This window comes from Variovorax sp. 01N425 (assembly GCF_056399465.1).
The window spans coordinates 436003-460724 of sequence record NZ_JBFTRJ010000003.1 but is presented as its reverse complement, the minus strand read 5'-3'; the positions used below and the strand labels follow the sequence as shown (position 1 = coordinate 460724).

The window sequence follows — 24722 nt, the reverse complement described above, 5'->3', positions numbered from 1 at the left end:
TCGAAGAGATGCAATTCCCGGAATCCTGGCTGCGCGAGTTCTGCAATCCGCCCCTTGGCAGCGCCGAACTGGCCGAAACGCTCACCATGGGCGGCTTCGAGGTCGAAGAGCGCCGCCCCGTGGCGCCGCCCTTCAGCCGCATCGTGGTCGGCGAAATCAAGGAAGCCGTGCAGCATCCCAATGCCGACCGCCTGCGTGTGTGCCAGGTCGACGCGGGGCAGGGTGCCTTGCTCAACATCGTGTGCGGCGCGCCCAATGCGCGCGTCGGCATCAAGGTGCCCTGCGCACTGGTCGGCGCCGAACTGCCGCCCGGTGAAGACGGCAAGCCCTTTCTCATCAAGCTCGGCAAGCTGCGCGGTGTCGAGAGCCAGGGCATGCTGTGCTCGGCGCGCGAGCTCAAGCTCAGCGAAGACCACGGCGGCCTGCTCGAGCTCGATGCCGACGCACCCATTGGCGCCGATGTGCGCGACGTGCTCAAGCTCGACGACGCGCTGCTCACGCTCAAGCTCACGCCCAACCTCGCGCACGGCCTGAGCGTGTACGGCGTGGCGCGCGAGCTCTCGGCACTCACCGGTGCGCCGCTCAAGACGCCCGCCATTGCGCCGGTGGCCGCGTCGTTTGCCGACGTGCTGCCGGTCAAGGTGGAGGCGCCCGAGCTCTGCGGCCGTTTTTCGGGCCGCATCGTGCGCGGCGTGAACACCCAGGTGGCCACGCCCGCGTGGATGGTCGATCGGCTCGCGCGCTGCGGCCAGCGCAGCGTGACGCCGCTGGTCGACATCTCGAACTACGTCATGTTCGAGTACGGCCAGCCCAGCCACATCTTCGACCTCGACAAGATCCACGGCGGCCTCACGGTGCGCTGGGGCAAGGCGGGCGAGCAGCTCAAGCTGCTGAACGGCAACACCATCGGCGTGGACGACAAGGTCGGCGTGATCGCCGACGACCAGGCGGTCGAATCGCTCGCCGGCATCATGGGCGGCGATGCCACCTCGGTGTCCGACGACACGCGCAACATCTACGTGGAGGCCGCGTTCTGGTGGCCCGAAGCGGTCCAGGGCCGCTCGCGCCGCTTCAACTTCTCGACCGATGCGGGGCACCGCTACGAGCGCGGCGTCGATCCGAGCCGCACGGTGGAAATCATCGAGCGCATCACGCAGCTCATCATCGAGATCTGCGGCGGCCAGGCCGGCGCCATGGACGACAAGATCCTGAACGTGCCCGAGGCCATGCCCGTCACGCTGCGCGTGGCGCGTGCCGCGCGCGTCATCGGCATGCCGCTCACGCAGGCGCAATGCGCCGATGCGCTGCGCCGCCTCGGCTTTGCGCTGCGCGAAGGCGAGGGCACCTTGACCGTCACGCCGCCGCCGCACCGCTTCGACCTCTTGATCGAGGAAGACCTGATCGAAGAGGTTGCGCGCCTGATCGGCTTCAACAACCTGCCGACCAATGCGCCGCTCGCCCCCATTACCGCGCGCGTGCGGCCCGAGTCCCGGCGCAGCCGCTTCGCGGTGCGCCGCAGCCTGGCTGCGCTCGGCTACCAGGAAACCATCAACTTCAGTTTTGTCGAGGCGCACTGGGAGCAGGACCTGGCCGGCAATGCCAATCCGGTGAAGCTCCTCAACCCCATTGCCAGCCAGATGAGCGTGATGCGCTCGTCCTTGCTGGGCTCGCTGCTGCAGGTGCTCAAGTTCAACCTCGATCGCAAGGCGCCGCGCGTGCGCGTGTTCGAAGTGGGCCGCGTGTTCATGCGCGACGACAGCGTGGCCACCACCGACAGCACCGTGCGCGGCGTCGACCAGCCCATGCGCGTGGCCGGCCTCGCCTGGGGCGATGCGGAAGAAGCGCGCTGGGACGGCAAGCCGCAGCGCGTCGACTTCTACGATGCCAAGGGCGACGTCGAAGCGCTGCTCGCACCGCGGGTGGCCAGCTTCGAGCCGGCCGAGCACCCGGCCCTGCACCCCGGCCGCTCGGCGCGCGTGCTGGTCGATGGCAAGGCCATCGGCTTCATTGGCGAACTGCATCCGCGCTGGCGCCAGAAGTGGGACTTCGCACTGGCGCCGGTGCTGTTCGAGCTCGACCTCGACGCCGTCGCCGCGCGCCCCGTGCCGGTGGCGCGGCCGGTGCCCAAGCACCAGGCCGTGGAGCGCGACATTGCGGTGGTGGTGGCCGAAGCCGTCACGCACAATGCGTTGATGCAGGCCATCCAATCGGCGGCAGCGGGGCAGGGGCTGCTGCGCGACGCCACGCTGTTCGACATCTACCGTCCGCAACCCGCGCGCGACGGCGCGGCGCCGGCATCCGGCGGCTTGGCGCAGGGAGAAAAGAGCATGGCGGTGCGCCTGAGCTTCCAGGACGACAGCGCCACGCTGACCGACGAGCAGGTGGAACCGGCCGTGCGCGCCATCGTCGAACAACTGAGCGCCAGACTCGGCGCACGCCTGAGAGGTTGATGAGAATGAACGCCGCGGAATTCACGCTCGAAGCCCTCGAAACGCCCGCACTCACCAAGGCGCACCTGGCCGACCTGCTGTTCGAGCAGATCGGCCTCAACAAGCGCGAATCCAAGGACATGGTCGAGGCGTTTTTCGACCTCATCGCCAACAGCCTGATCGAGGGTACCGACGTCAAGATCTCGGGCTTCGGCAACTTCCAGATCCGCGTGAAGGCGCCGCGGCCGGGCCGCAACCCGCGCACCGGCGAGGCCATTCCCATCGGCGAGCGCCGCGTCGCCACCTTCCATGCGAGCGCCAAGCTCAAGGAACAAATCCACGGAAGCATCGAGCAGAGCGGCACTTCCGAGGTCGAGTGGAGCCTGGGCGCCGAATAAGTGCTTGGTGCCCGGCGCGTGCGTAGAGTAATCTCTAAGGTTTCCCGCGCACGGTCTTGATTTCAATGGAGAAAACGCTCCCGCCCATTCCCGTCAAACGCTACTTCACCATTGGTGAGGTGGGCGAGCTTTGCGGCGTCAAGCCGCACGTGCTGCGCTATTGGGAGCAGGAGTTCACGCAACTGCGGCCCATGAAGCGGCGCGGCAACCGGCGCTACTACCAGCACCATGAGGTGCTCATGATCCGCCGCATCCGCGACCTGCTCTACGACCAGGGCTTCACCATCAGCGGCGCGCGCAACAAACTGCAAGAACTCGTGCAGGGTGAACGCGACCGGCGCAAGGCCGGCGTGGTGCCGCTCGAGGGCATGGAGGCCGTCGAGATCGACCAGGAAGAATTCGACGCGGCCATCCACCAGGAAGAAGACAAGACTGGCTCCGAGGCCGAGCCCAAGGCCGCGCCTCGCACGGTCGATCCGTCGCAGTTGCTGCACCTGCGGCGCGAGCTTTTTGAAATTCGTGAGCTGCTGACCGTCGGACGGTGATTTCAGCCGGCTATAATTGAGAGCTTCGGTGTGTGGCGCAGCCTGGTAGCGCACTTGCATGGGGTGCAAGGGGTCGAAGGTTCGAATCCTTTCACACCGACCAACAAAACGTCCAAGGGCGTCCGGAATCATCCTCCGGACGCCCTTTTTCATTGTTGTCAGCGCAGCGTGATGCCCGCCGTCTGGATGGTCTTCGCGTAGCGCAATCGTTCGGCCGACAGCGTGCGCGCCATGTCGGAAGGCGTGCCGCCTGCGACCTTGAAGCCCATGTCCTCCAGCTTCGCCTGGGTTTCCGGCGCGGAGATCACGGCCTGGATGTCGCGGTTGATCTTTGCCGCCACTGCGGCGGGCGTGCCGGCCGGCGCGAAGTAGCCCTGCCAGCTCTCCACGGCAAAGCCGGGCAGGCCGGCTTCACTCATGGTCGGCACGTCGGGCAGGGCGCTCGAGCGGTAGCCGGTGGTCACGGCCAGCGCGCGCAGCTTGCCGGCACGCACATGGTCGGTCACCGCGGCCAGCGTGATCAGCGTGGCGTCCACATGGCCCGCGAGCACGTCGAGGGTGGCGGGGCCGCCGCCGGAGTAGGGGATGTAGTTCACCTGCGCGCCGGTGTCCTGCGCGATCATTTCGTGCGCCACATGCGCGATGCCGCCGTTGCCCGGCAGGCCGAGGCTGATCGACTGCGGCTGCGCCTTGGCGCGGGCCAGGTAGCTGCGGAAGTCGTTGATGCCGGTCTTCGGGTTGACCACGAGGATCTGCGGATTGACCACCGCCTTGATCACCGGCGTGAAGGCCTTCTGTCCGTCGTAGGGCAGGCGCTCGAAAAGAATGGCGTTGAGCGTCAGGCCCTCGCCCTGCTGCAGCAGCGTGTGGCCGTCGGCCGTGGCCTTGGCCACGCGCGCGGCGCCGATGGTGCCGCTGGCGCCCGCGACGTTCTCGACCACCACGTTCTGGCCCCAGCGTTCGGTCAGGCGTTCGGCGATGAGGCGCGTGAGCTTGTCGGCGCTGCCGCCTGCGGCCACGGGCACCACGATGTGCACCGGTTTCGATGGGAATCCGGCCGCCTCGTCGGCAGCGGCGGCGGTGAACGGGTGAAGAAGGGCTGCAAATGCGAGCGCGCTCAGCAGCATGGCGCGACGTGGGACGCGGGGTAGGAAGAATATTTGCATCAGGCGGCGCAATCTAGAGGCGCGCCCGGCGCCGGCCAACGAAGCAAACCGGATATGCGTAGAAGAAAAACTTCGTTGGGAGCGCGCGGCCTGCTGCGTAGGCTGTCCGCAGCCCTCATTTCTTCTCTTGCCTGAAAGCCCCCCATGAGCCTGAGCGAACTGTCTGTCGAAACCGCGGGAAACGATGTTGCCAGTGAACGCGCGCGCGCCGTCGAAGCCTTCCTCGCGCAGGTCCGAAGCCTGCTGCTTCCCGGCGCAGCCGCCTCCCACGACACGCTGCAGCCGGTGGCCGATGCGTTGGTCCGGCTGGGGCAGCGCCGCGCACTGTTTCCGGCCGCTCACTTCCCGGTCGATGCCGAGCACCCCGCGCAGGTCTACCGGCTGGCCGAGGACGCCGACGGCGGCTTCGCGCTGTACCTGTCGGCCGGGCTGGCAGGCAAGGCCCAGCCGCCGCACGACCACACGACCTGGGCGGTGATCGCCGGCGTGGAGGGCAACGAACGCAACGAGCTCTACCGCCGCGAGAAGACGGGCGACCCCGCGCGCGATGCGCTGGTGCACCAGCGCACCGTCGACGTGGTCGCCGGAAGCGCCGTCGTGCTGCTGGCCGACGACGTGCACACCATCGAGCTGGTCGGCGGCCAGGACGGGCGCCACCTGCACTTCTACGGCCGCGCGCTCGAGCTGCTCGACAAGCGCGTGGTGTTCGAAGGTATGGAGGGCGGTAGCTATCGCCAATTCGCGGCGCCGAAGAACATCCGCCATCCGGCGATCACGCCGCAGGCACTGAAGGCCGCCTTGTCCGACGGCGAGGAGATCGCGCTGCTCGACGTGCGCGAGGCCGGCGTCTTCGTGCGCAGCCACATCCTGCTTGCGGCCTCGACGCCGCTGTGGCGGCTGGAAGTGCTGATCGACCGCCTCGTGCCGCGCCGCAGCACCCGCATCGTGCTGGCCGATGCCGACGAATCGCTCGCGCACCAGGCGGCCGCCAAGCTCGTGCGCCTGGGCTGGCGCAACGTGTCGGTGCTGGCCGGCGGCACGCAAGGCTGGGCTGCCGCGGGCTACGAACTCTTCAGCGGCAGCAACGTGCCGAGCAAGGCCTTCGGCGAAGTCATCGAACACCGCAAGCACACACCCTGGATCTCGGTCGACGAACTGCACGAGCGCGTGGTGCGCGGCGACGACATCGTGGTGGTCGATAGCCGCACGCCGGAGGAGTTTGCCGACTTCAGCCTGCCGTTCGCCCACAGCCTGCCGGGTGCCGAGCTGGTCTACCGCATCCAGGCGCTCGCGCCCCGGCCCGAGACGCTGGTGGTGGTCAACTGCGCCGGGCGCACGCGCAGCATCGTGGGCGCGCAGACGCTCATCGACGCGGGCATTCCCAACCCGGTGGTCTCGCTCAAGGACGGCACCATGGCCTGGCTGCTGGCGGGCCGCAAGCTCAGCCACGGCCGCGCGGCGCCGCTGCCCGAGCCGGACGAGCGCGCGCGGCAGGAGGCCCGCGCCCGTGCCGAGAGCGTGGCGGCGCGCGCAGGCGTGCGCCGCATCGACACAGCCACCTTGGCGCACTTCGAAGCCGAGGCCGGCGAGCGCTCGCTCTACCGCTTCGACGTGCGCACGCGCCAGGAATACGAGGCCGGCCATCTCGAAGGCTGGCGCTGGGCGCCCGGCGGCCAGCTGGTGCAGGCCACCGACGAATACGTGGGCACCCGCCGCGCCCGCATCGTGCTGGCCGACTGGGATGGCGTGCGCGCGCTGACCACCGGCGCATGGCTCGCGCAGCTGGGCGGCCACGAGGTGTTTGTGCTTTCACCGCCGGCCTTGCCGGTGCTGGTGCTCGGCCCCGAACTCGTGCGCGTGCTGCAGCTGCGCGCGGGCGCGCCGGAGATCGCGCCGCGCGAAGCCGCCGCCGCCCTCGAGGCCGGCACGGCGGTGGTGTTCGACGTGGAACGCCGGTCGGCTTACGAGCGCCGGCATGTCGCGGGCGCGCGCTTCTCGGTGCCCGACCGGCTGCAGGAATTCATCACCGATCTGCCCGCATCGCAGTGCATCGTGCTCACCTCGTCGGACGGCGTGCTCGCGCGCATCGTGGCGGCGGAGCTGGGTGCGCGCATCGGCCGCGAGGTCCACGCGCTGGCGGGCGGCACGCAGGCGTGGGCTGCTGCGCGCCTGCCCACGGGCAGCGGGCCCGAGGGCGTGCTGACGGGCGACGACGACCATGGGTACAGCCCCTACGCACACGCCGACCTTGCCAGGCGCGACGCCGGCTTCAAGCAGTACCTGGACTGGGAGGTGGGCCTGGTGGCGCAGCTCGAGCGCGAGGGCGACGTGGGCATCCGCCTCGTCGAGCCGGCCTCGGCCTGAACGGGGCCGGGAGCGCTTACTGGTTCCCGACGATGGCGAACAATTCGGCCCGGGTGGCCGGGTCGGTCATGTACTTGGTGTAGAGCGGCGACATCTTCCGGATGTAGGGAGAAAAGTCCTGCACGTTGGCAAACTGGACGCCGTCCTTGGCCACCGCGGCACGCGCCGCGATGCTTCGCTTCTCCCACAGCTCGCGCATCAGGACCGCCGATTTTTTACCGGCCTTCTGGAACACGGTGCGCTCCTCGGCGCTGAGCCGGTTCCACAGCTTGCTGGAGACAACCAGTGCCTCGGGAGAAATCATGTGGCTGTCCAGCAGCATGTACTTGGCCACCTTGTAGTGCCCGGTGGCCTCGTACGAGGCCATGTTGCCTTCGGCGCAGTCGATCGTTCCCTTCTGGAATCCGTCGAGCACTTCCTTGTAGGGCACGACCACCGGGGTGGCACCCAGCAGCTTGACCATCTCGATGTACACCTCCGATTGCTGCACCCGGATTCTTTGCCCCACCAGATCGTCGCGCTTCGTCACCGGCTTGTTGGCGCAGTAGAACGAACGCGCACCGCCGTCGTACCAGCCCAGCACCACGTAGCCCGAAGCCTTCAGCGTCTCCGCCAGGCGCGTGCCCATCTCGCCATCCAGATACCGGAACATGTGCGCAGAGTCGTGGAACAGGAACGGGAGATTGAATGCCTTGAGCCCCGGCGCGGCCTCGGAAAGCGGCGCCGAATTGAACTCGGCCACATCGATCTCGCCGGCCTTGAGCATGGCGACGGCCTTGCCCTGGTCGCCCAGCACGGCGTTGGAGAAAAGCTCGATCTTGTATTTGCCCTTGGTTGCCGCGTCCACTTCCTGGATGAAGCTTTTCATGGCCTCCGTGACCGGGTAGCCGTCGGGGTGGGTGTTCCAGGCGCGCAATGGTGTTTGAGCTTCGGCAGCAAGGTTTCCCAAGCAGAGGATGGTCAATGCAAAACTCCAGGATCCAGCGCGCATGAATACTTTCGCTAACAAATATGTTGCGCAGAATAACAGCGGGCGGCCTGGAAAACCTGAACATCCAGTCAGGTTGAACACTACTTTTTGCCTGTGTTCAGAGTGCCGGCGCAGCGTCAGCGAAGGCTTGCGCCAGGTCGGCGATCAGGTCCCGCGGATCTTCGAGCCCGATGTGCAGCCGCACCACGGGCGCATCGCCAGTCCACTGCCGGTGTTCGCGCAGCCTTTCGGGCTGGGCGGCCAGCGCCAGGCTTTCGTAGCCGCCCCATGAGGCGCCGATGCCGAAGAGCGCAAGCGCATCGACGAAGGCGTTGGCCGCCGCCGTCGTGGCATGGCGGAATTCGAAGGAGACCAGGCCGCTCGCACCGCTGAAATCGCGCTTCCACAGTGCATGGCCGGGGTCGGTGGGCAGCGCCGGGTAGAAGACGCGCGACACCTGCGGCTGCTGCTGCAGGAACTCGGCCACCGCCGTGGCATTGCGCTGGTGCTGCGCGAGGCGCACAGGCAGCGTGCGCAGGCCGCGCAGCGCGAGGTAGGCATCGTCGGCGCCGATGGTGAGGCCCAGCGCCTCGTAGGCGGTCGAGAGTTTGGCGGCCAGCGCCGGACTGTCGACCACCACGATGCCCTGCATCAGGTCGGAATGGCCCGAGATGTACTTGGTGGCCGCCTGGATCGAGATGTTGGCGCCCAGCGCCAGCGGCTGATGGAACCAGCCGCCGCTCCAGGTGTTGTCGGTGGCCACGGTCACGCCGTGGTCGCGCGCGATGGCGGCCAGCGCGGGAAGGTCCAGCACTTCGTAGAGCAGCGAGCTCGGCGATTCGAGGTAGAGCAGGCGCGTGTTTGGCCGCAGCCGGCTGGCCAGGTCGTCGTGTGTGGGCGAGAAATACTCGACCGTGATGCCCAGGCGCTGCAGCAGCGCGCTGTCGACGCGGCGCAGCGGCGCATACACGCCATCGGCCACCAGCGCGTGGTCGCCGGGCGAGAGCAGTGCGAGCAGCACCAGCGTGATCGCCGACAGCCCCGAGGGCGTGAGGAAGGCGCGGTGCCCGCCCTCGAGGCCGACCACCGCGTCTTCGAGCGCGCGGTGGGTGTCCAGGCCATGGCGGCCATAGGAGGCCACGCGTTCGCCCGCCGTGCGGCGGTGGTGATGGTCGGCCTGGGCGGCCGTGTTCTCGAAGCGCACGGTGCTGGTTCGCACCACGGGCACGTTCACCGGCCCCGCGCCGTCGCGCAACGCGGGCGCGCCCGCATGCAGCAGCCGGGTGGCGGAATGCAGGCGCTTTCCTGGAAAGGCCGCGGTCATGCCACCGCCTTGCCCGGCTTGAGCTGCGTGGCGTTGTAGTTGACGACCGCGCCAGTCTCCAGGTTCACGCCGATGCGCTGCGAGAGCGTTTCGAGCGGTCGGCCATACAGGTGGAAGTGCAGCGTGGGCTTGTCGCCGATCACGTGGATGCTGTGCAGGTCGTCGGGCAGGAAGGCGATCGGCGTGCCGGGCTGAACCGTCACTTCGCGCTTGAGCTCCAGCCGGGCCACGGCCGGGTCGCGGCCGTCGTCGGTGCGGCGGTAGATGCGGTTCTCCTCCTGCCCTTCGACCGCCACGATGGCGGCCCAGGTCGTGTGGTTGTGCGGAATCGAGGTCTTGCCCGGGTTGATGGAGTTCAGGTAGAGCGCGATGTCGTCGTCGCCGTCCTCGGGGTTCAGGCGGTAGCGCGTGGAGGCGCCCACGCCTTCCGTGGCGGCCGGCGGCGGAAAGTCGGTGCGGGTGAAAAGCTCGGTCTGCTGCGCGAGCTTTTCGAGGCGCGCCGTGATGCGCGCAAGAACGGTGCGGTCGAAGGGCTGCGTGCTCGCGATGCCGCGGATGTCGGTCAGTGCCTGGTCGACGGCGACGCGGCGCCGGGCGGCCAATGCAGTGCCCGAGAGGCTGTGGGAGGTGGTCATGGCTTGAAGGGAGCGAAGGGTTCAGAGCGCAAAGCGCAGCCGCTCGAAGGGCAGCGCTTCAGGAAGGGGAGCGGGCCGTGCAGGCGCCGTGCGCGCGCCTTCGCCGAGCGCGCGGCGCAGGAAGGCGCGGGTGCGCTCGCTTTCGGGCTGGCCGAAGATGCGCGGCGCAGGACCGTGCTCGACGATGACGCCGGCCTCGGTGAAATACACCTGGTCGCTGATCTCCTCGGCAAAGCGCATCTCGTGCGTCACCAGCACGCAGGTCAGCCCTTCCTGCACCAGGTCGCGGATGACGGTCAGCACCTCGCCGACGGTCTCGGGGTCGAGGGCCGAGGTCACCTCGTCGAACAGCATCAGCTCGGGCCGCATCGCCAGCGCCCGCGCAATGGCGACGCGCTGCTGCTGCCCGCCGGAAAGCTCGCCGGGATAGGCGGCCTCCTTGTGCGACAGCCTCACCTTGTCGAGCAGCGTGCGCGCTTCGCGCTGCGCCGCGGCGCGGTCGCGGCCCGCCACGCGCGTGGGCGCGATCACCAGGTTTTCCAGCACGGTGAGGTGCGGGAACAGGTTGTACTGCTGGAACACGAAGCCCACGCGCTTGCGCAGCGCGATCAGCTCGGCCTCGGAGCGCAGCGCGTCCACCTGCGTGTCGCCCACGCGGATCGCACCGCGCTGTGGCCGAAGCAGGCCGGTGATGCAGCGCAGGATCGTCGACTTGCCCGAGCCCGAGGGTCCGATGATGGACACGGCCTCGCCGCGCCGCACCTCCAGGTCGATGCCCTTGAGCACCTCGTTGGCGCCGAAGCGCAGGTGCACATCGCGCAGGGCCACGAGCGGGGCTTCCAGCGCAGCAGGCGTGGAGCCGGTGGTATCAGTGGCGGTCATGGCGACGTTCCAGCGCGCGGGTGGCGCGCGCGATCGGATGGCAGCAGGCAAAGAACAGGCCCAGCAGCGTGAAATAGACAAGGATGGTGAAGTCGGTGCGCGCCACCGTGTTGCTCGCGATCTGTGCCGTGTCGACCACGTCGTGCACGCCCACCAGCGAGGCCAGCGCCGTGCTCATGGTGATGCTGGCGTACAGGTTCATCCACGGCGGCAGCATGCGGCGCAGGCACTGCGGCAGCACGATCAGGCGGAAGATCTCGCAGCGCCTGAAGGCCAGCGACTGCGCGGCCTCCCACTGCGCGCTCGGGATCGACTGGATCGCGCCGCGGAAGATCTCCGCCACGTTCGCGCTGGCTGGCAGTGCCAGGCCCAGCACCACCTTGATCCAGTCGGGGAAAGGAAAAGTCCACGACACCAGGTGCAGCTCGAACGGGAACACATAGGTCGTGAAATAGACCAGCACCAGCACGGGCGCATTGCGAAAGACCTGCACATACCAGCGCGCGGCGACGCGCAGCACCCGCAGCGGCGAGAGCGACACGGCCCCCACCACCAGCCCGGCCAGCGTGCCCAGTGCCATCGCGAGCACGCTGATCTCGATGTTCGCCAGGAGGCCGCGCAGCAGTGCGGGCAGCCATGTCCAGAGATGGACGAAGGCCGTGGGCGTGGTGCCGGTGGCGGCCCAGAAAGCCACGAGCGCCAAGGCGGCCCACGCGGCCAGGGCCCACGGCCTGCGCCACGCGGGCGTACCGGCGTCCGCGGCGATGGCAGGGGCGCTGCCTTGAGGAAGCGCGATCTCACTGGCCATAGCCGGGCATCCTCAGTCGCTCCTCGAGCCAGCGGCCCGCCAGGCTCACGAGCCAGGTCAAGAGGCCGAAGAAGACCAGGATCAGCAGCAGCAGTTCGAGCACGTTGTCGCGCTGCGTCCAGATCATGATGGATTCGTAGGTCACGTCGCCCACCGCAATGGCCGAGGCCACCGCGGTCATCTTGACCAGGTCGACCAGGTTGTTGACCAGCGCGGGCAGTGCGAAGCGCAGCGCCAGCGGCAGCTCCACGCGCCACAGCAGCTGGCGCTGCGAGAAGCCGAGCGAACGCGCGGCCTCCAGCGTGACGCGCGGCACGGCCCCGATGCCCGCGCGCAGCGCCTCGGCATGGAACACGCCCTTGTGCAGCGACACCACGATCACCACCCACACGAAGGGCGTGAGCGGATTGCCGCCGGGCAGCTTCACGTGCTGCGTGATCAGCATGTTGAGCACGAGGAACGCGCAGTACAGCTGCACCAGCGTGGGCGTGTTGCGCGTGACCTCGACGAAGGCGCGCGCCGGCTGCACCAGCCAGGCACGGCCCGACGTCAGCGCCGCCGCAATCAGCACGCCGGCCGCAAGGCTTGCGGGAATGGTCAGCAGGCACAGCTGCAGCGTGACGCCGAGCCCGCGCAGGAAGGCGCTGCGCTCGCCCAGGTCGAGCACGAAGGCGTAGTTCAGCCCCACCGTCTTGAGGGCGGCCACGGCCTGCGCGAGCAGTGCTTCGCTCATCCGACGCTCAGGGCGCCTTGAACCTGGCCTGCAGTTCGGTCAGCAGCGGTTGCGGCGGCTCGATGCCGTTGCGCTTTTCGGTGGCAATCAGCCAGCCGCTGCGGTGCCACTGCTGCACCGCCTTGTCGACGGCGGCGATGGTGTCGGCCTCGCCCTTGCGGGTCCACACCACCGAGGGCGCGGGCAATATCTCGTCGCGGATCGGCGCCGCATAGGCGGCCCATTCGGCGTTGCTCCGAAGAAGCGGCTGGATCAGCGTGGCATCGTGCACGGCCGCCACGCAATTGCCGCCGCGCAGCGCGAGCAGCGATTCCGAAGAGGTCTTGAAGCCGCGCACCTGCGCACCGTACTGCTCCTGCAGCGGCTTCACGTAGCTGCTGCCCTGCGAAGCGCAGACCACCTTGCCGCGCAGGTCCTCCCACTTGGCGATGCCGCTGCTCTTGAGCACCGCGGCCGTGCCGCCCACGCGGTAGAAGGGCGTGGGCGCGTGGCCGAGGATCTCGCCGCGGTCGGCGTTGTATTCCATCGAGGCAATCAGCAGGTCGACCTTGCCCGATTGCAGGAACTGCACGCGGTTCGACGGCTGCACCTGCACCAGCTCGGCCTCGGCACCGAGCTGCTTGGCCAGGTCGCGCGCCAGGTCGGGGTTCCAGCCGATCAGCTGCTGCGTGGCCGGATCGATCGAGCCGAAGGGACCGCCGCCCACCACCACACCGATGGCCACCTTGCCGCGCTGCTTGATGCGATCGAGCGTGGCGTCGGCGTGCGCCGCAGATGCGCCCAGGCCCAGAACCGCGGCCAGTGCCATGGCCATGCGGGAAGAGAGGAGGGAGGAGGGTCGGAGGCAGAAGGTCATCGAATGGGAAGAGCGAAGCAATCAGGCAGGAAGAGAGCCAGCGATCTTGCGAGGCCGCATCCGCCGCCGCAACGAATGCCTTCGACTATCGATATGCGTTTTTTCGTGCGAAGACGGATCGGGTCGTTAGACCATTTGGTTGTTTGGAATCGACTTTTCGGTTGTTTGAACTTCATCGCCCCGCTCCTAGAGTGATGGCCATCGCCACCAAGCCGGATGGCGAATGAAGAAGCAACGCACAGGAGCCCAAGCGCATGTCAGTGGAAGTTGAAGAAGATCTCGCCCTCTTGCCGCCCGCCCTGGAGGAAGCGCGCATTCGTGCGGCCGATGCGGGATGGCCCTATGCCGGCGGCGTGACGCCGCCCGTCGCATGGGCGCTGGTGCAGGGCGGCCGGGCCGTGCTGGTGGATGTGCGCTCGGGCGAAGAGCGCAAGTTCGTGGGCCATGTGCCCGAAAGCCTGCACGTGGCCTGGGCGACCGGCACGGCGCTCACGCGCAATCCGCGCTTCGTGCGCGAGCTCGAGGCCAGGCTGGCGAAGCACGGCGGCAAGGACGCAGTGGCGCTGCTGCTGTGCCGCAGCGGCAAGCGCTCGGCACTCGCGGCGGAAGCGGCCGCCAAGGCCGGCTTCACGCACGTGTTCAACGTGCTCGAAGGCTTCGAGGGCGAGATCGACGCACGCCAGCACCGCGGCGCCTCCGACGGCTGGCGCTTCCACGGCCTGCCGTGGGTGCAGGACTGACGGCAGCGTTCCAGCATTCCTTTCCAGGGAGAACAACCACATGGCTCATTTCGAGGTGGGCGGCATCGTGCGCGCGCTGCATGGCGTGCGCGACGAATGGCGCGATTCACAGCGGCGCTCGCGCGAGCCCGGCGCACGCGAGTTTCCGTCGCGCGATGCGCTCGCGCAGATCGTCGAATCGCTCAAGGGCGCGCTGTTTCCGATGCGGCTCGGCCCGCCCGACCTGCGCCACGAGAGCGAAGATTTCTACGTCGGCCACTCGCTCGATTCCGCTTTGCAGGCCCTGCTGGTGCAGGCCCGCCTCGAGCTCGAATTCAACGCCCGGCACGAACCGCGTTCACCGGGCGAGATCGACGACGCCGCGACCGATGCGGTGCGCCGTTTCGCGGGTGCACTGCCGCAGCTGCGCCGCCTGCTCGACACCGACGTGCTCGCGGCCTACCAGGGCGATCCGGCGGCGCGCAGCGTGGACGAGGTGCTGCTGTGCTACCCCGGCGTGCTCGCGATGATCCACCACCGGCTGGCGCACGAGCTCTACACACTCGGCCTGCCGCTGCTGGCACGCATCGTGGCCGAGCTCGCGCATGCGCAGACCGGCATCGACATCCACCCCGGCGCGCAGATCGATGCGGGCTTCTTCATCGATCACGGCACGGGCGTCGTCATCGGCGAGACGGCGGTCATCGGCAAGCGCGTGCGCCTGTACCAGGCTGTCACGCTCGGTGCCAAGCGCTTTCCGACCGATGCCGAAGGCAACCTGCAGAAGGGCCTGCCGCGCCACCCGGTGGTGGAAGACGATGTCGTGATCTACGCCGGCGCCACCATCCTCGGACGCGTGACGCTCGGCAAGGGTGCGGTCATCGGCGGCAATGTCTGGATCACGGAGGATGTGAGGCCGGGCGCGAGCGTCACGCAGGCCAGCCTGCAGAACGCGCCGCAGGGAGCGGGCGCATGAAGGACTTCGTCGAAGACTTCGGCGTGACCATCCGCCAGCTGCGCGAGGGCAAGGGCTGGTCGCAGGAGGCGCTGGCCGAGCGCGCCGACCTGAACCGCTCCTATGTCGGCGAGGTGGAGCGCGGACGCGTCATTCCGTCGATCGTCACGGCGCACAAGCTGGCCGCGGCGCTGGACATCAACATGGTCGGCCTGCTGCTGCGCTGCGAGCAGCTGGAGCAATCGCGCCTGGTGCGCAGGATCAACTTGGCGGCTATAGCCTGTTGAGGGAAAACCCCAGGCCGCCTGACACTTGCGGCCACCTTCCCAATACGGAGCCTTGATTCATGAGCGCAACAGTCGGTGGTATCACCGCCCTTGGCGACAACGCCGCCCGCCAACTGGCCAACGCCACCAAGACAGTCCCCCAACTGGAGACCATCAGCCCGCGCTGGCTGACGCACCTCCTGCAATGGGTGCCGGTGGAGGCGGGCATCTACCGCGTCAACAAGGTCAGGAACCCCGAATCGATCAAGGTCACCTGCACCTCGCGCGAAGAAGAGAACCAACTGCCGCGCACCTTCGTCGACTACGAAGAGAACCCGCGCGAGCACTACCTCAACGCCGTGAGCACCGTGCTGGACGTGCACACGCGCATCTCCGACCTCTACAGCAGCCCGCACGACCAGATCAAGGAGCAGCTGCGCCTCACGATCGAGACGATCAAGGAGAACCAGGAGAGCGAGCTCATCAACAACCCCGACTACGGCCTGCTGGCCCAGGTGAGCGAAGAGCAGCGCATCTTCCCGCTGACCGGCGCGCCCACGCCCGACGACCTCGACGAGCTGCTGACCAAGGTGTGGAAGGAGCCCGCCTTCTTCCTCACGCACCCGCTGGCCATTGCCGCCTTCGGCCGCGAGGCCACGCGCCGCGGCACGCCGCCGCCGACGGTGAGCCTGTTCGGCTCGCAGTTCATCACCTGGCGCGGCATTCCGCTGATTCCGTCGAACAAGGTGCCCGTGGCCGACGGCAAGAGCAAGATCCTGCTGCTGCGCGTGGGCGACAAGCGCCAGGGCGTGGTGGGGCTGTTCCAGCCGGGGCTCTCGGGCGAGCAGGGGCCGGGCCTGTCGGTGCGGTTCATGGGCATCAACAACCATGCGATCGCGTCGTACCTGATCTCGCTGTACTGCTCGCTGGCGGTGCTGACCACCGACGCGCTGGCCGTGCTCGACGACGTCGAGATCGGCAAGTACCACGACTATCCCGACACCTACAAGTAAGCCGCGGTGAGCAGCACACCCTCGATTCCTGGCGAGGCGCCGTTCGATCCGGCCGTTCTCGCACGCATGGCGAGCGCCATGTTCTCCGCACCGCCGGGCGCGCAGTTTCCCGCCAACATCGCGCCGCCGGGGTCGCCGCTGGCGAGCCCCGCGGGCTTTGGCCCGAGCGTGCCCGGCACGCCGATTCCGCAGGGGCAGATTCCGGGCGCCAACCTGCTGCCGGCATCGCCCACGCAGCTGCCTTCGCTCGCGAACCGCGCGCCGGCGCTGGCGCCGCACGCGGTGGCGGGCAATGGCGTGCCCGACAGCGTGCTGTCGGTGGCGCCGGCTTTCGAGCCGCGTTCGGGCGGCGTGGTGCAGGGCGTGCCGCAGCAAGTCGGCGCACCCGTGGCGCCGCAGGCCGCGGCCTCGCCGTTCTACTTCTTGAGCGACGGTTATGGCCATCCATCGGCTGGCACGATCCCCGCCATCTCACCCCCTGGGCAGGTCTTGCCCCCTCTCCCGCTTGCGGGGGAGGGCGGGAGCGTTCAACCACTTGCTGGCGTTCCGTCGCCGCAGCCCCTCACCCCAGCCCTCTCCCCGGAGGGGCGAGGGAGCCAATCCCGGATGCAAGGGAGTGAGAAGCCGCAGTTCTACTTCGTCGACGCGGTGCGCCTGCCCAATGGCTTCGTCACGCCGGCCAAGCCCGATCCGCGCGGGCCCGATGCGGTGCCGCTCGCGGGCAGCAGCCGGCATCCGCCGTTCGACGTCCACGCCGTGCGCCGCGACTTCCCGATCCTGCAGGAGCGCGTGAACGGCCGGCAGCTCGTGTGGTTCGACAACGCCGCCACCACGCACAAGCCGCAATCGGTCATCGACCGCATCGCGTACTTCTACGAACACGAGAACTCCAACATCCACCGCGCGGCGCATGAACTGGCCGCACGCGCCACCGATGCCTACGAAGGCGCGCGTGAGCGCGTGCGAAAGTTCATCAACGCACCCGAGGTCGAAGAAGTGATCTTCGTGCGCGGCACCACCGAGGCCATCAACCTCGTGGCCAAGAGCTGGGGCGGGCAGCATGTGGGCGAGGGCGACGAGATCATCGTCTCCAATCTCGAGCACCACGCCAACATCGTGCCGTGGCAGCAGCTCGCCGCCGCCAAGGGCGCGAAGCTGCGCGTCATCCCGGTGGACGATTCGGGCCAGGTGCTGCTCGATGAATACCGCAAGCTGCTGAACGACCGCACGAAGATCGTCGCCGTCACGCAGGTCTCGAACGCGCTGGGCACCGTGGTGCCGGTGAAGGAGATCGTCGAACTGGCGCATCGCGCGGGCGCCAAGGCGCTGGTCGACGGCGCGCAGTCGGTCTCGCACATGCGCGTGAACGTGCAGGACATCGGCGCCGACTTCTTCGTGTTCTCCGGCCACAAGGTGTTCGGCCCGACCGGCATCGGCGTGGTGTGGGGCAAGCGCGAAGTGCTCGAGGACATGCCGCCCTGGCAGGGCGGCGGCAACATGATTGCCGACGTAACTTTCGAGAAGACCGTGTTCCAGCCGATCCCGAACAAGTTCGAGGCCGGCACCGGCAACATTGCCGATGCCGTGGGGCTGGGTGCAGCCATCGACTACGTGAACAAGGTGGGCATCGAGAACATCGCGCGCTACGAGCACGACCTGCTCGTGTACGGCATGGCGCAGCTCGGCGCGATTCCGGGCGTGCGGCTGATCGGCACGGCGGCCGACAAGGCCAGCGTGATGTCCTTCGTGCTCGACGGCTACACCACCGAAGAGGTGGGCCACGCGCTCAACGACGAGGGCATCGCCGTGCGCACGGGCCACCATTGCGCACAGCCGATCCTGCGCCGCTTCGGTGTCGAGACCACCGTGCGGCCGTCGCTGGCCTTCTACAACACCTTCGACGAGATCGACCGGCTGGTGTCGGTGGTGCGGCGGTTGGCAGGGCAGCGGCGCGGCTGAACGCCGGGGGGCTGGGCCGGCTCGGCGGCTTCGTGCGCCGGGCGCATATCGATCCCTGCTTTTCTTCGTTGTGCACGCAGGCGGCCGTTGATACGGTCGCCTTCTTTGCATTGCGAGGCAACCAACCATGGGCGCGAGAGATTTCGAGCGGCAGCTTCTTTCGGGGAGCGACGGCTCCGACAGGCATCAGGCCGATGTCCTGGTGATCGGCGGCGGCCCGGCGGGCGCATGGGCCGCGGTGAGCGCGGCCGCGCAGGGCGCGCGCGTGCTGCTGGCCGACAAGGGCTTCTGCGGTACCTCGGGCGCCACCGCGCCCTCGGGCACCGGCCTGTGGCATGTGCCGCCGGACGGCTCGGCGCGCGAAGAGGCCAAGGCCAGCCGGCTTGCCATGGGCGGCCATCTCGCCGAGCATGCCTGGATGGACCGGGTGCTCGAGCAGACCTGGGCCAACGTCGAGCGGCTCAAGGACTGGGGCTATCCGTTCCCCGCCGACGACCAGGGCGCGCTGCGCTGCACTTCGCTGCAAGGGCCCGAATACATGCGGCTGATGCGCAAGCGGGTGAAGGAAGCGGGCGCGCGCATCCTCGACCACAGCCCGGCGCTGGAATTGCTGGTGGACGAGCACGGCACTGTCTGCGGCGCCACCGGCGTGAACCGCCAAAGCGGCAGCACCTGGGTGGTGCGTGCCGGCGCGGTCGTCATCGCCACCGGCGGTTGTGCCTTCCTGAGCCGGGCGCTCGGCTGCAATGTGCTCACCGGCGACGGCCAGCTGATGGCGGCCGAGGTCGGCGCGGCGCTGTCGGGCATGGAGTTCTCGAACGCCTACGGACTGGGGCCGGCCTTCTCGTCGGTCACCAAGTCGCTGTTCTACAACTGGGCGACTTTCTACACGGCCGACGGCACGGCCATCGAAGGTGCGGGCTCCTCCAAAGGGCGCGGCGTGATCGCGCAGACGCTGCAATCGCAACCGGTGTTCGCCTGCCTCGACCGCGCCGACGCACAGATCCGCGCATGGATGCGCACGGCGCAGCCCAACTTCTTCGTCTCCTTCGACCGCCAGGGCATCGATCCGTTCACGCAGCACTTTCCGGTGACGCTGCGGCTCGAAGGCACGGTGCGCGGCACGGGCGGCCTGCACCTGGTGGACGACAGCTGCGCCACCTCCGTGCCCGGCCTCTACGCCGCGGGGGATGCGGCAACGCGCGAGCTGATCTGCGGCGGCTTCACGGGCGGCGGCAGCCACAACGCGGCCTGGGCCCTGTCCTCCGGCTTCTGGGCCGGCGCAGGCGCGGCGGCCTTCGGACGCGACGCGCGCGCTGTGGGTTCCAACCGCACGGCCTTGCGCGCCGGCGGCGTGGCGCTTTCCTCGCGCGGCGCCGCGGCCTTCGACAGCCAGGAAGTGATTCGCACCGTCCAGGCGGAAGTCTTCCCCTACGAGCGCAACTGGTTCCGCGAGGGCGATGCGCTGCGCGATTCACTCGCACGGCTCGATGCCCTCTGGACCCGCCTGCGCACCAGCGCGCCGGCTGCCACGGCGACAGAGGCTGTTCGCGCACGCGAAGCCGCCGCCATGCTGGCCACCTCGCGCTGGATGTACCGCAGCGCCTTGCAGCGCACCGAAACGCGCGGCATGCACCGCCGGCGCGAACACGGTGCGGCCGACCCGGCGCAGCGCCACCGGCTGCTCAGCGGCGGGCTCGACGAGGTCTGGGTGCAGCGCCATGCCGTGCGGGACGAGGTGGCCGCATGATCGAAGTCATCAGCGCCGAGCGCTGCACCGGCTGCAACATCTGCGTGAACGCCTGCCCGACCAACGTGTTCGAGGCGGTGCCGGGCGGCCCGCCGCGCATCGCCCGGCAGGACGACTGCCAGACCTGCTTCATGTGCGAGCTGTACTGCCCCGAGGACGCGCTGTACGTCGCGCCCATTGCCGATCGCAGTGCCACCGCCGAGGAGCGCGATGCCGCGGCCTCGGCCCTGATGGGCAGCTACCGCAGTGCCATCGGCTGGGGCCGAGGCCGGCAGTCGACCGCTTCGGCCGATGCGAGCTTCGAGCTCCTGCGGCGGGCGCACTGAGCCCTTTTTTTCTTCCTTCCTGCTGCGAGTCCTCCCGATGTCCGATCTCTCCAGCCGCCGCCGGTTGCTGCGCGGCGCCGTTGCCGCAACCGCCGCGAGCGCATTGCCCCGTTTCTCCTTTGCGCAGGGCAGCGGCCAGGTGCTGCGTCTCGGCTACATCGGCCCCGGCAAGAAGCCCGCGGCCGCCACCGGCTGGGCGCTGCGCCAGGGCCACCTGCTGCGCGAGCTGGCCCCGCTCGGTTTCAAGGAAGTGACGACGCGCAATTTTCCGAACGGGCCCGATCTCAACGAGGCTTTTCTTTCGGGCGCGCTCGATGTCGGCATCTACGGCGACACGCCCGCCGTGGTGGCCCGCTCGCGCGGCCTCGAAGGCCAGCTCATCGGTTTCGACGCGGTGGGCATGAACGTCTGGCTGCTCACGCCGCGCGACGGCGTGCGCAGCGTGAAGGCGCTCGAAGGCCAGTCCATCGGCGTGGCGCGCGGCTCCTACATGCACCGCTACGTGCTGGGCCTGCTCAAGGAGAACGGGCTGCAGAAATCCGTCAAGGTGATCCACATGTTCCCGCGCGACGGCGAGGCGGCGCTCGACCAGGGCTCGATCGCGGCCTTCGCAGCGCAGGTCGACGTGGGGCCGCTGCTTGCTTCGCGCGGCTATCCGGTCATCGACGAGGCCGAGAAGCACCCGACGCTGCGCGGCACCTCGGTGATCGTCGCATCGAGCAAGCTGCTGGCGGCCGCGCCCGGACTGCCTGCGGCCTGGACGCGCGCACGCCGCGCGGCGCTGCAGGAGATCCGGCGCAACAGCGCGGACTACTACGCCTTTCACTCGGAGGTGAGCGGCTTTCCGCTCGAGATCGTGAAGATCTCGCACCCGCTCTCCCACTTCCCCGAGGCCGCGTATCCGCCCGAAGGCCTGGCGCTGCTGGACGAGGTCAAGAAGTTCCTGCTCGCTGAGAACCTCGTGAGCCGCGATTTCGCGCTCGCGCAATGGCGCGCCCAGGAAGACTGATGCGCACCGTGCTCAGGAATGGCAGACGAAGCCGTCCTTGAGCAGCGTGATCTCGAACTGCAGGTTGCCCACGCGCGCGCCGCGCGCCTTGTCCAGCGTACCGTCGGCACGCCATTGGCGCAGTGCGGCGGCCAGGTAATCGCGCGACATGGCGTCGCCTTCGGGCAGGCGGATGGCGGCATCCGAGGGTGGACGCAGGTCGCCGGCCAGGGGTTTGTAGAAGCGCCATTCCTCGCTCCGCATGAGCCGTTCCAGCACCTCGGCGTCCTCGGCGAGCGCCGCGCATTCGCCGGCCATGAAGGCCGACGCCGCATGCACCGAAGAGGGATAGCTGCGCGGCTGCGCGCCATAGCGCTGCGACACCGCGGCGGCGTAGCCCGAACCTTCGCCTACGCAGACCGATGCGCCGCGCAGCGCAGATGGCTCCTGAACCTTGCCGCGCCTGAGCGAGACCACCAGGCCGCGGCCGGTGTCGTAGCTGCCGGGGGCGGCGGCGATACCGTGTGTCGATCGGGCGGGCACACCCGCCACCAGCAGGTCGACGCGGCCTTCGCGCAGCGCGGCCTCTTGCGCCGCAGGGTCGAGGCCGACCAGCTCCAGCGGCACGCCGAGCGAAGCCGCCAGTTGCCGTGCGAGCGTGGCGTCGAAACCGTCGGGTTCCGGCGGCGTTGGCGCCTCGGGCGGGGCAGGGCGCGGATAGCGGCGCACGCCGACGACCAGCTTGCCGCGCTCGATCGCATGGGCGAGCACCGGTCCCTTGGGCAGGCCCGACAGCGGCGGCGTCGTGAAAGCCCGGGCGCCGCCGAGGCCCGCGACCGCCATGGCCAGCACGAGCGCCGTGCCGGCCAGCGCCAGCCCGCGCTTGGGCAACCTGTGCTCAGTCATCGAGGCTCAGCCCCTTGCGCCAGCGCAGCAGCCGGCGCTCCAGCAAGGCCAGCAGGTAGTTGAGCAGCAGGCCGAGCACGGCCAGCAGCAGGATGCCGGCGTACATCGTCGGGATCTGGAAGGTCTCCTGCGAATTGAGCGTGAGAAAGCCCAGGCCCGAATGCGCGCCGATCATCTCGGCCGCCACCAGCGCCGTGATGCTGTAGGCCCCCGCCAGCCGCACGCCGGTGAAGATCGACGGCAGCGAAGCCGGCAGCACCACCTTGAAGAAGACGAAGCGCGGCGAGGCGCCCATCGACAGCGCCGAGTTGACGAGCAGCCGGTCGACCTGCTTCACGCCGCTCACCGTGCTCAGCAGCACAGGCCAGAACGAGGCCCAGAAGATGATCGCCACCTTCGACAGCTCGCCGATGCCCAGGAACAGGATGAACACCGGGAACAGCGCGAAGGCCGAGGTCTGGCGAAACAGCTGCAGCACCGGATCGACGATGGCCGCCAGCCGCTTCGAGCTACCGATCAGGAGACCCAGCACCACGCCCGAGAAACTCGCGAGCAGCAGGCCCCACAGCGAGCGCTGCAGGCTCGCCGCCACATGCTTCCAGAGCTGGCCGGTGTCGACGAGCTGGGCGATGCTCGCGAGCACGGCGGACGGTGGGCTCAGGTAGGCATCGCTCACGACGCCCAGGCGCGGCAGCGCCTCCCACAGCGCCAGGAAGATCACGATGCCAATGCCGCGTTCGGCCACGCGGCCAAGGCTGCGCGCGAACCTGAAGAAGCGGCCCGGCGGGCGGGCCGCCGGCGCATCGAGCACCGCGCTCATGACACCACTCCCTCGAGCGACCGCGGCTTCAGCCCGAGCTGCACTTCATCCTTCAGCACCTCCCACGCGCGCTGGCGCAGCGCCGCGAACTCGGCCGTATGGCGCACCTGCGCCAAGCGCGGGCGCGCGAGCGGAATGTCGATGATGTCCTTGATGCGCCCAGGCCGCTGCGTCATCACCGCCACGCGGTCGGAGAGGTACACCGCTTCCTCCAGGCTGTGCGTGATGAAGACGATGGTCTTGCGGTACTGCTCCCAGATGCGCAGCAGCTCGCCCTGCAGCACCTCGCGCGTCTGCGCATCGAGCGCCGCAAAGGGCTCGTCCATCAGCAGCACGTCGGGCCTGTAGGCGAGCGAGCGCGCAATGGCCACGCGCTGCTTCATGCCGCCCGAGATCTCGTGCGGATAGCGGTCTGCAAAGCCATGCAGGCCCACCAGTTCGAGGTATTCGTGCGCGGTGCGGCGGCGCTCGGCCTTGCCAATGCCGCGAATCTCCAGCCCCACGGCGATGTTGTCGAGCACCGAGAGCCACGGAAACAGCGCATAGCCCTGGAACACCACGCCCTGGTTGCGGTTGATGCCCGCAAGCGGCTGGCCGTTGATGGCAATGCGCCCGCCGGTGCGCTCCGTCAGCCCGGCCAGGATGCCGAGGAAGGTCGACTTGCCGCAGCCCGAGGGGCCGAGCACCGAGAGGAATTCGCCGTCGCGCACGTCCAGGTCGAAGCCTTCGAGCACGCGCACGCGCTCGCTCGCACCGCGCGCCGCATAGTCCATCCGCAGGTCGCGGGCCGAGATCTTGAAGCTCATGGCGGGCGTGGGGTCAGGACTTCGCGGCCTGCTGCTGCGCGAAGGGATTGAACTCGTTCGTGTAGACGTCCTTCACCGCCACCTTGCCGGCGGCGAGCTTGCCCTCGGACTGCAGGATGTCGATGTAGTACTGGATCGGCGGCTCGGTCACCACCAGGTCGTCGACATAGGCGTAGCGGTCGACGTTCTTCAGGTCCATGTTGATGCGCTTGGCCACCAGCTTGCGCGCTTCCTCGGTGTTGGCATTGACCCAGTTGCCGGCCTTGGCGAGCGCCGCCACCACATCGCGCACCGCCTCGGGGTGCTGGCGGATGAACTGGCCATGCGCGCTGTACGGCGCCATGCCGCCCAGGCCGCCGTCCAGGTCGTAGTCGCTCCACAGCCGCACCAGGGGCTCGGCGTTGTCGGCCCGGCCCGAGAAGGGCGCGTGGATGATCGCGAGGTCGGTGTTGCCGGTCACCAGCGTCTGCTCGGCCTGCTCGTCGGGCACCACGACGAAGTTGATCTTCGCCACGTCCACGCCGTGCTGGCGCAGGTACTTCTTGGTCACGAACTCGGCGCAGGCGCCGAAGCTGTTGAAGCCGATGGTCTTGCCCTCCAGGTCCTTCGGGTTGCGGATGCCCGAGTCCTTGCGAACGAAGTACTTCATGTGCGGCGCCTCCTGCAGCGTCTTGCCGCCCGCGGCCACCACCTTGAGGTCCGCGCCCGACGCAATGGCCGAGATCACCAGCGGCACCATGCGGCTGCCGAAGTCGATCTCGCCCGTGCCCACCAGCGGAATGATCTGCGGCGCGGCGATCTTGCCGACGTACTCGGGGCGGGTATTGGTGCCGTCGAAGTAGCCGAGCTCGTCGGCCAGGTAGATCAGGTCGAACGACGGGTTGTTCGGGTACTTGAACGCCACCTTGTCGCCGGTCTTCTTCACCACGGCCGGGCCACCGGCCTCGCGCGAGCAGCCCGAAAGCCCGAGGCTGCCGATGGCCGCCACGGAGGCGAGCGAAGCGAAGGTCTTGAGCGCCAGGCGCCTCGAAGGCGGGGCGCTGGCATGGGAAGAGGAGGGCGTCTCGATGGGCATGGCGGCGCGCTCCGGCGCGGGAGCGGTCT

At 68.7% G+C, this 24722-nt stretch carries 24 protein-coding genes and 1 tRNA gene; 13 read left to right on the top strand and 12 right to left on the bottom strand.

Going from position 1 to position 24722, the window contains the following annotated elements; translation table 11 throughout:
• Positions 1-8: 8 nt before the first annotated feature.
• From pheT to AC1DSC_RS07720, 4 genes are all read left to right on the top strand, one after another.
• The gene (gene pheT, locus AC1DSC_RS07735; RefSeq protein WP_436298298.1) at positions 9-2450 is read left to right on the top strand and encodes a phenylalanine--tRNA ligase subunit beta; all 2442 of its coding nucleotides are present in this window, start codon (positions 9-11) and stop codon (positions 2448-2450) included.
• Between the two features lie 5 nt (positions 2451-2455).
• Positions 2456-2827 carry an integration host factor subunit alpha gene (locus tag AC1DSC_RS07730; protein ID WP_012747012.1) on the top strand — a complete coding sequence of 124 codons (372 nt, stop codon included), beginning with the start codon at positions 2456-2458 and terminating at the stop codon, positions 2825-2827.
• Positions 2828-2892: 65 nt separating this feature from the next.
• Complete coding sequence (locus tag AC1DSC_RS07725) at positions 2893-3372, top strand: MerR family transcriptional regulator (protein WP_436298299.1); 480 nt, start codon at positions 2893-2895, stop codon at positions 3370-3372.
• A gap of 26 nt (positions 3373-3398) precedes the next feature.
• Positions 3399-3475 (top strand) — tRNA-Pro (locus tag AC1DSC_RS07720).
• Positions 3476-3530: 55 nt separating this feature from the next.
• On the opposite strand, the gene AC1DSC_RS07715 is transcribed toward AC1DSC_RS07720, so the two are convergent.
• Complete coding sequence (locus tag AC1DSC_RS07715) at positions 3531-4499, bottom strand: tripartite tricarboxylate transporter substrate binding protein (protein ID WP_436298301.1); 969 nt, start codon at positions 4497-4499, stop codon at positions 3531-3533.
• Between the two features lie 183 nt (positions 4500-4682).
• Here AC1DSC_RS07715 and AC1DSC_RS07710 point away from each other — a divergent pair, with 183 nt between their 5' ends.
• Positions 4683-6902 (top strand): rhodanese-like domain-containing protein, encoded by a 2220-nt coding sequence (locus AC1DSC_RS07710; protein WP_436298302.1) that lies wholly within the window; start codon positions 4683-4685, stop codon positions 6900-6902.
• 16 nt (positions 6903-6918) lie between these two features.
• Here the strand turns inward: AC1DSC_RS07710 and AC1DSC_RS07705 are convergent, their stop codons facing one another.
• The 7 genes from AC1DSC_RS07705 to AC1DSC_RS07675 all read right to left on the bottom strand — a co-directional run bounded on the left by AC1DSC_RS07705 (position 6919) and on the right by AC1DSC_RS07675 (position 13068).
• Entirely contained in the window at positions 6919-7866 is a 948-nt protein-coding gene (locus AC1DSC_RS07705; RefSeq protein ID WP_027729430.1) for a TRAP transporter substrate-binding protein, read from the bottom strand.
• A gap of 124 nt (positions 7867-7990) precedes the next feature.
• Positions 7991-9196, bottom strand: a complete 1206-nt coding sequence (gene metC / locus AC1DSC_RS07700; RefSeq protein ID WP_436298303.1) for a cystathionine beta-lyase — start codon at positions 9194-9196, stop codon at positions 7991-7993.
• Entirely contained in the window at positions 9193-9831 is a 639-nt protein-coding gene (locus AC1DSC_RS07695; protein ID WP_436298304.1) for a cysteine dioxygenase family protein, read from the bottom strand. Before AC1DSC_RS07695 ends, metC begins: the two co-directional genes overlap by 4 nt.
• Before the next feature lie 21 nt (positions 9832-9852).
• Positions 9853-10713 (bottom strand): amino acid ABC transporter ATP-binding protein, encoded by an 861-nt coding sequence (locus AC1DSC_RS07690; protein ID WP_436043288.1) that lies wholly within the window; start codon positions 10711-10713, stop codon positions 9853-9855.
• The gene (locus tag AC1DSC_RS07685; protein ID WP_436298305.1) at positions 10700-11521 is read right to left on the bottom strand and encodes an amino acid ABC transporter permease; all 822 of its coding nucleotides are present in this window, start codon (positions 11519-11521) and stop codon (positions 10700-10702) included. The genes AC1DSC_RS07690 and AC1DSC_RS07685 overlap by 14 nt, the downstream gene beginning before the upstream one ends.
• Positions 11511-12254 carry an amino acid ABC transporter permease gene (locus AC1DSC_RS07680; protein WP_436298306.1) on the bottom strand — a complete coding sequence of 248 codons (744 nt, stop codon included), beginning with the start codon at positions 12252-12254 and terminating at the stop codon, positions 11511-11513. The genes AC1DSC_RS07685 and AC1DSC_RS07680 overlap by 11 nt, the downstream gene beginning before the upstream one ends.
• Before the next feature lie 7 nt (positions 12255-12261).
• Positions 12262-13068 carry a transporter substrate-binding domain-containing protein gene (locus AC1DSC_RS07675; RefSeq protein ID WP_436298307.1) on the bottom strand — a complete coding sequence of 269 codons (807 nt, stop codon included), beginning with the start codon at positions 13066-13068 and terminating at the stop codon, positions 12262-12264.
• Between the two features lie 296 nt (positions 13069-13364).
• Between AC1DSC_RS07675 and AC1DSC_RS07670 the strand changes: the two genes are divergently transcribed.
• The 8 genes from AC1DSC_RS07670 to AC1DSC_RS07635 all read left to right on the top strand — a co-directional run bounded on the left by AC1DSC_RS07670 (position 13365) and on the right by AC1DSC_RS07635 (position 21107).
• Complete coding sequence (locus AC1DSC_RS07670) at positions 13365-13850, top strand: rhodanese-like domain-containing protein (protein ID WP_012747025.1); 486 nt, start codon at positions 13365-13367, stop codon at positions 13848-13850.
• A 40-nt stretch (positions 13851-13890) separates the two neighbouring features.
• The gene (epsC, locus tag AC1DSC_RS07665) at positions 13891-14805 is read left to right on the top strand and encodes a serine O-acetyltransferase EpsC (protein WP_018902967.1); all 915 of its coding nucleotides are present in this window, start codon (positions 13891-13893) and stop codon (positions 14803-14805) included.
• The gene (locus AC1DSC_RS07660) at positions 14802-15071 is read left to right on the top strand and encodes a helix-turn-helix domain-containing protein (RefSeq protein ID WP_012747027.1); all 270 of its coding nucleotides are present in this window, start codon (positions 14802-14804) and stop codon (positions 15069-15071) included. Before epsC ends, AC1DSC_RS07660 begins: the two co-directional genes overlap by 4 nt.
• A gap of 59 nt (positions 15072-15130) precedes the next feature.
• Positions 15131-16063 (top strand): family 2A encapsulin nanocompartment shell protein, encoded by a 933-nt coding sequence (locus AC1DSC_RS07655; RefSeq protein ID WP_018902966.1) that lies wholly within the window; start codon positions 15131-15133, stop codon positions 16061-16063.
• A 66-nt stretch (positions 16064-16129) separates the two neighbouring features.
• Entirely contained in the window at positions 16130-18022 is a 1893-nt protein-coding gene (locus AC1DSC_RS07650) for a family 2A encapsulin nanocompartment cargo protein cysteine desulfurase (protein WP_018902965.1), read from the top strand.
• 127 nt (positions 18023-18149) lie between these two features.
• Positions 18150-19772 carry an FAD-dependent oxidoreductase gene (locus tag AC1DSC_RS07645; protein WP_478131794.1) on the top strand — a complete coding sequence of 541 codons (1623 nt, stop codon included), beginning with the start codon at positions 18150-18152 and terminating at the stop codon, positions 19770-19772.
• Entirely contained in the window at positions 19769-20098 is a 330-nt protein-coding gene (locus AC1DSC_RS07640; protein WP_012747031.1) for a 4Fe-4S dicluster domain-containing protein, read from the top strand. The genes AC1DSC_RS07645 and AC1DSC_RS07640 overlap by 4 nt, the downstream gene beginning before the upstream one ends.
• A gap of 37 nt (positions 20099-20135) precedes the next feature.
• On the top strand, positions 20136-21107 hold the full coding sequence (locus AC1DSC_RS07635) for an ABC transporter substrate-binding protein (RefSeq protein ID WP_478131793.1): 972 nt from the start codon (positions 20136-20138) through the stop codon (positions 21105-21107).
• A 12-nt stretch (positions 21108-21119) separates the two neighbouring features.
• Here the strand turns inward: AC1DSC_RS07635 and AC1DSC_RS07630 are convergent, their stop codons facing one another.
• Genes AC1DSC_RS07630 through AC1DSC_RS07615 form a run of 4 tightly spaced genes read right to left on the bottom strand, consistent with a single transcriptional unit; the run spans position 21120 to position 24693 of the window.
• Positions 21120-21992: a substrate-binding periplasmic protein gene (locus AC1DSC_RS07630; RefSeq protein ID WP_436298309.1), complete on the bottom strand. Its 873-nt coding sequence runs from the start codon at positions 21990-21992 to the stop codon at positions 21120-21122.
• On the bottom strand, positions 21985-22812 hold the full coding sequence (locus AC1DSC_RS07625; RefSeq protein WP_018902961.1) for an ABC transporter permease: 828 nt from the start codon (positions 22810-22812) through the stop codon (positions 21985-21987). The genes AC1DSC_RS07630 and AC1DSC_RS07625 overlap by 8 nt, the downstream gene beginning before the upstream one ends.
• Positions 22809-23618 (bottom strand): ABC transporter ATP-binding protein, encoded by an 810-nt coding sequence (locus AC1DSC_RS07620; RefSeq protein ID WP_027729416.1) that lies wholly within the window; start codon positions 23616-23618, stop codon positions 22809-22811. Before AC1DSC_RS07620 ends, AC1DSC_RS07625 begins: the two co-directional genes overlap by 4 nt.
• 13 nt (positions 23619-23631) lie before the next feature.
• Positions 23632-24693, bottom strand: a complete 1062-nt coding sequence (locus AC1DSC_RS07615) for an ABC transporter substrate-binding protein (RefSeq protein WP_049805735.1) — start codon at positions 24691-24693, stop codon at positions 23632-23634.
• Positions 24694-24722: the final 29 nt, after the last annotated feature.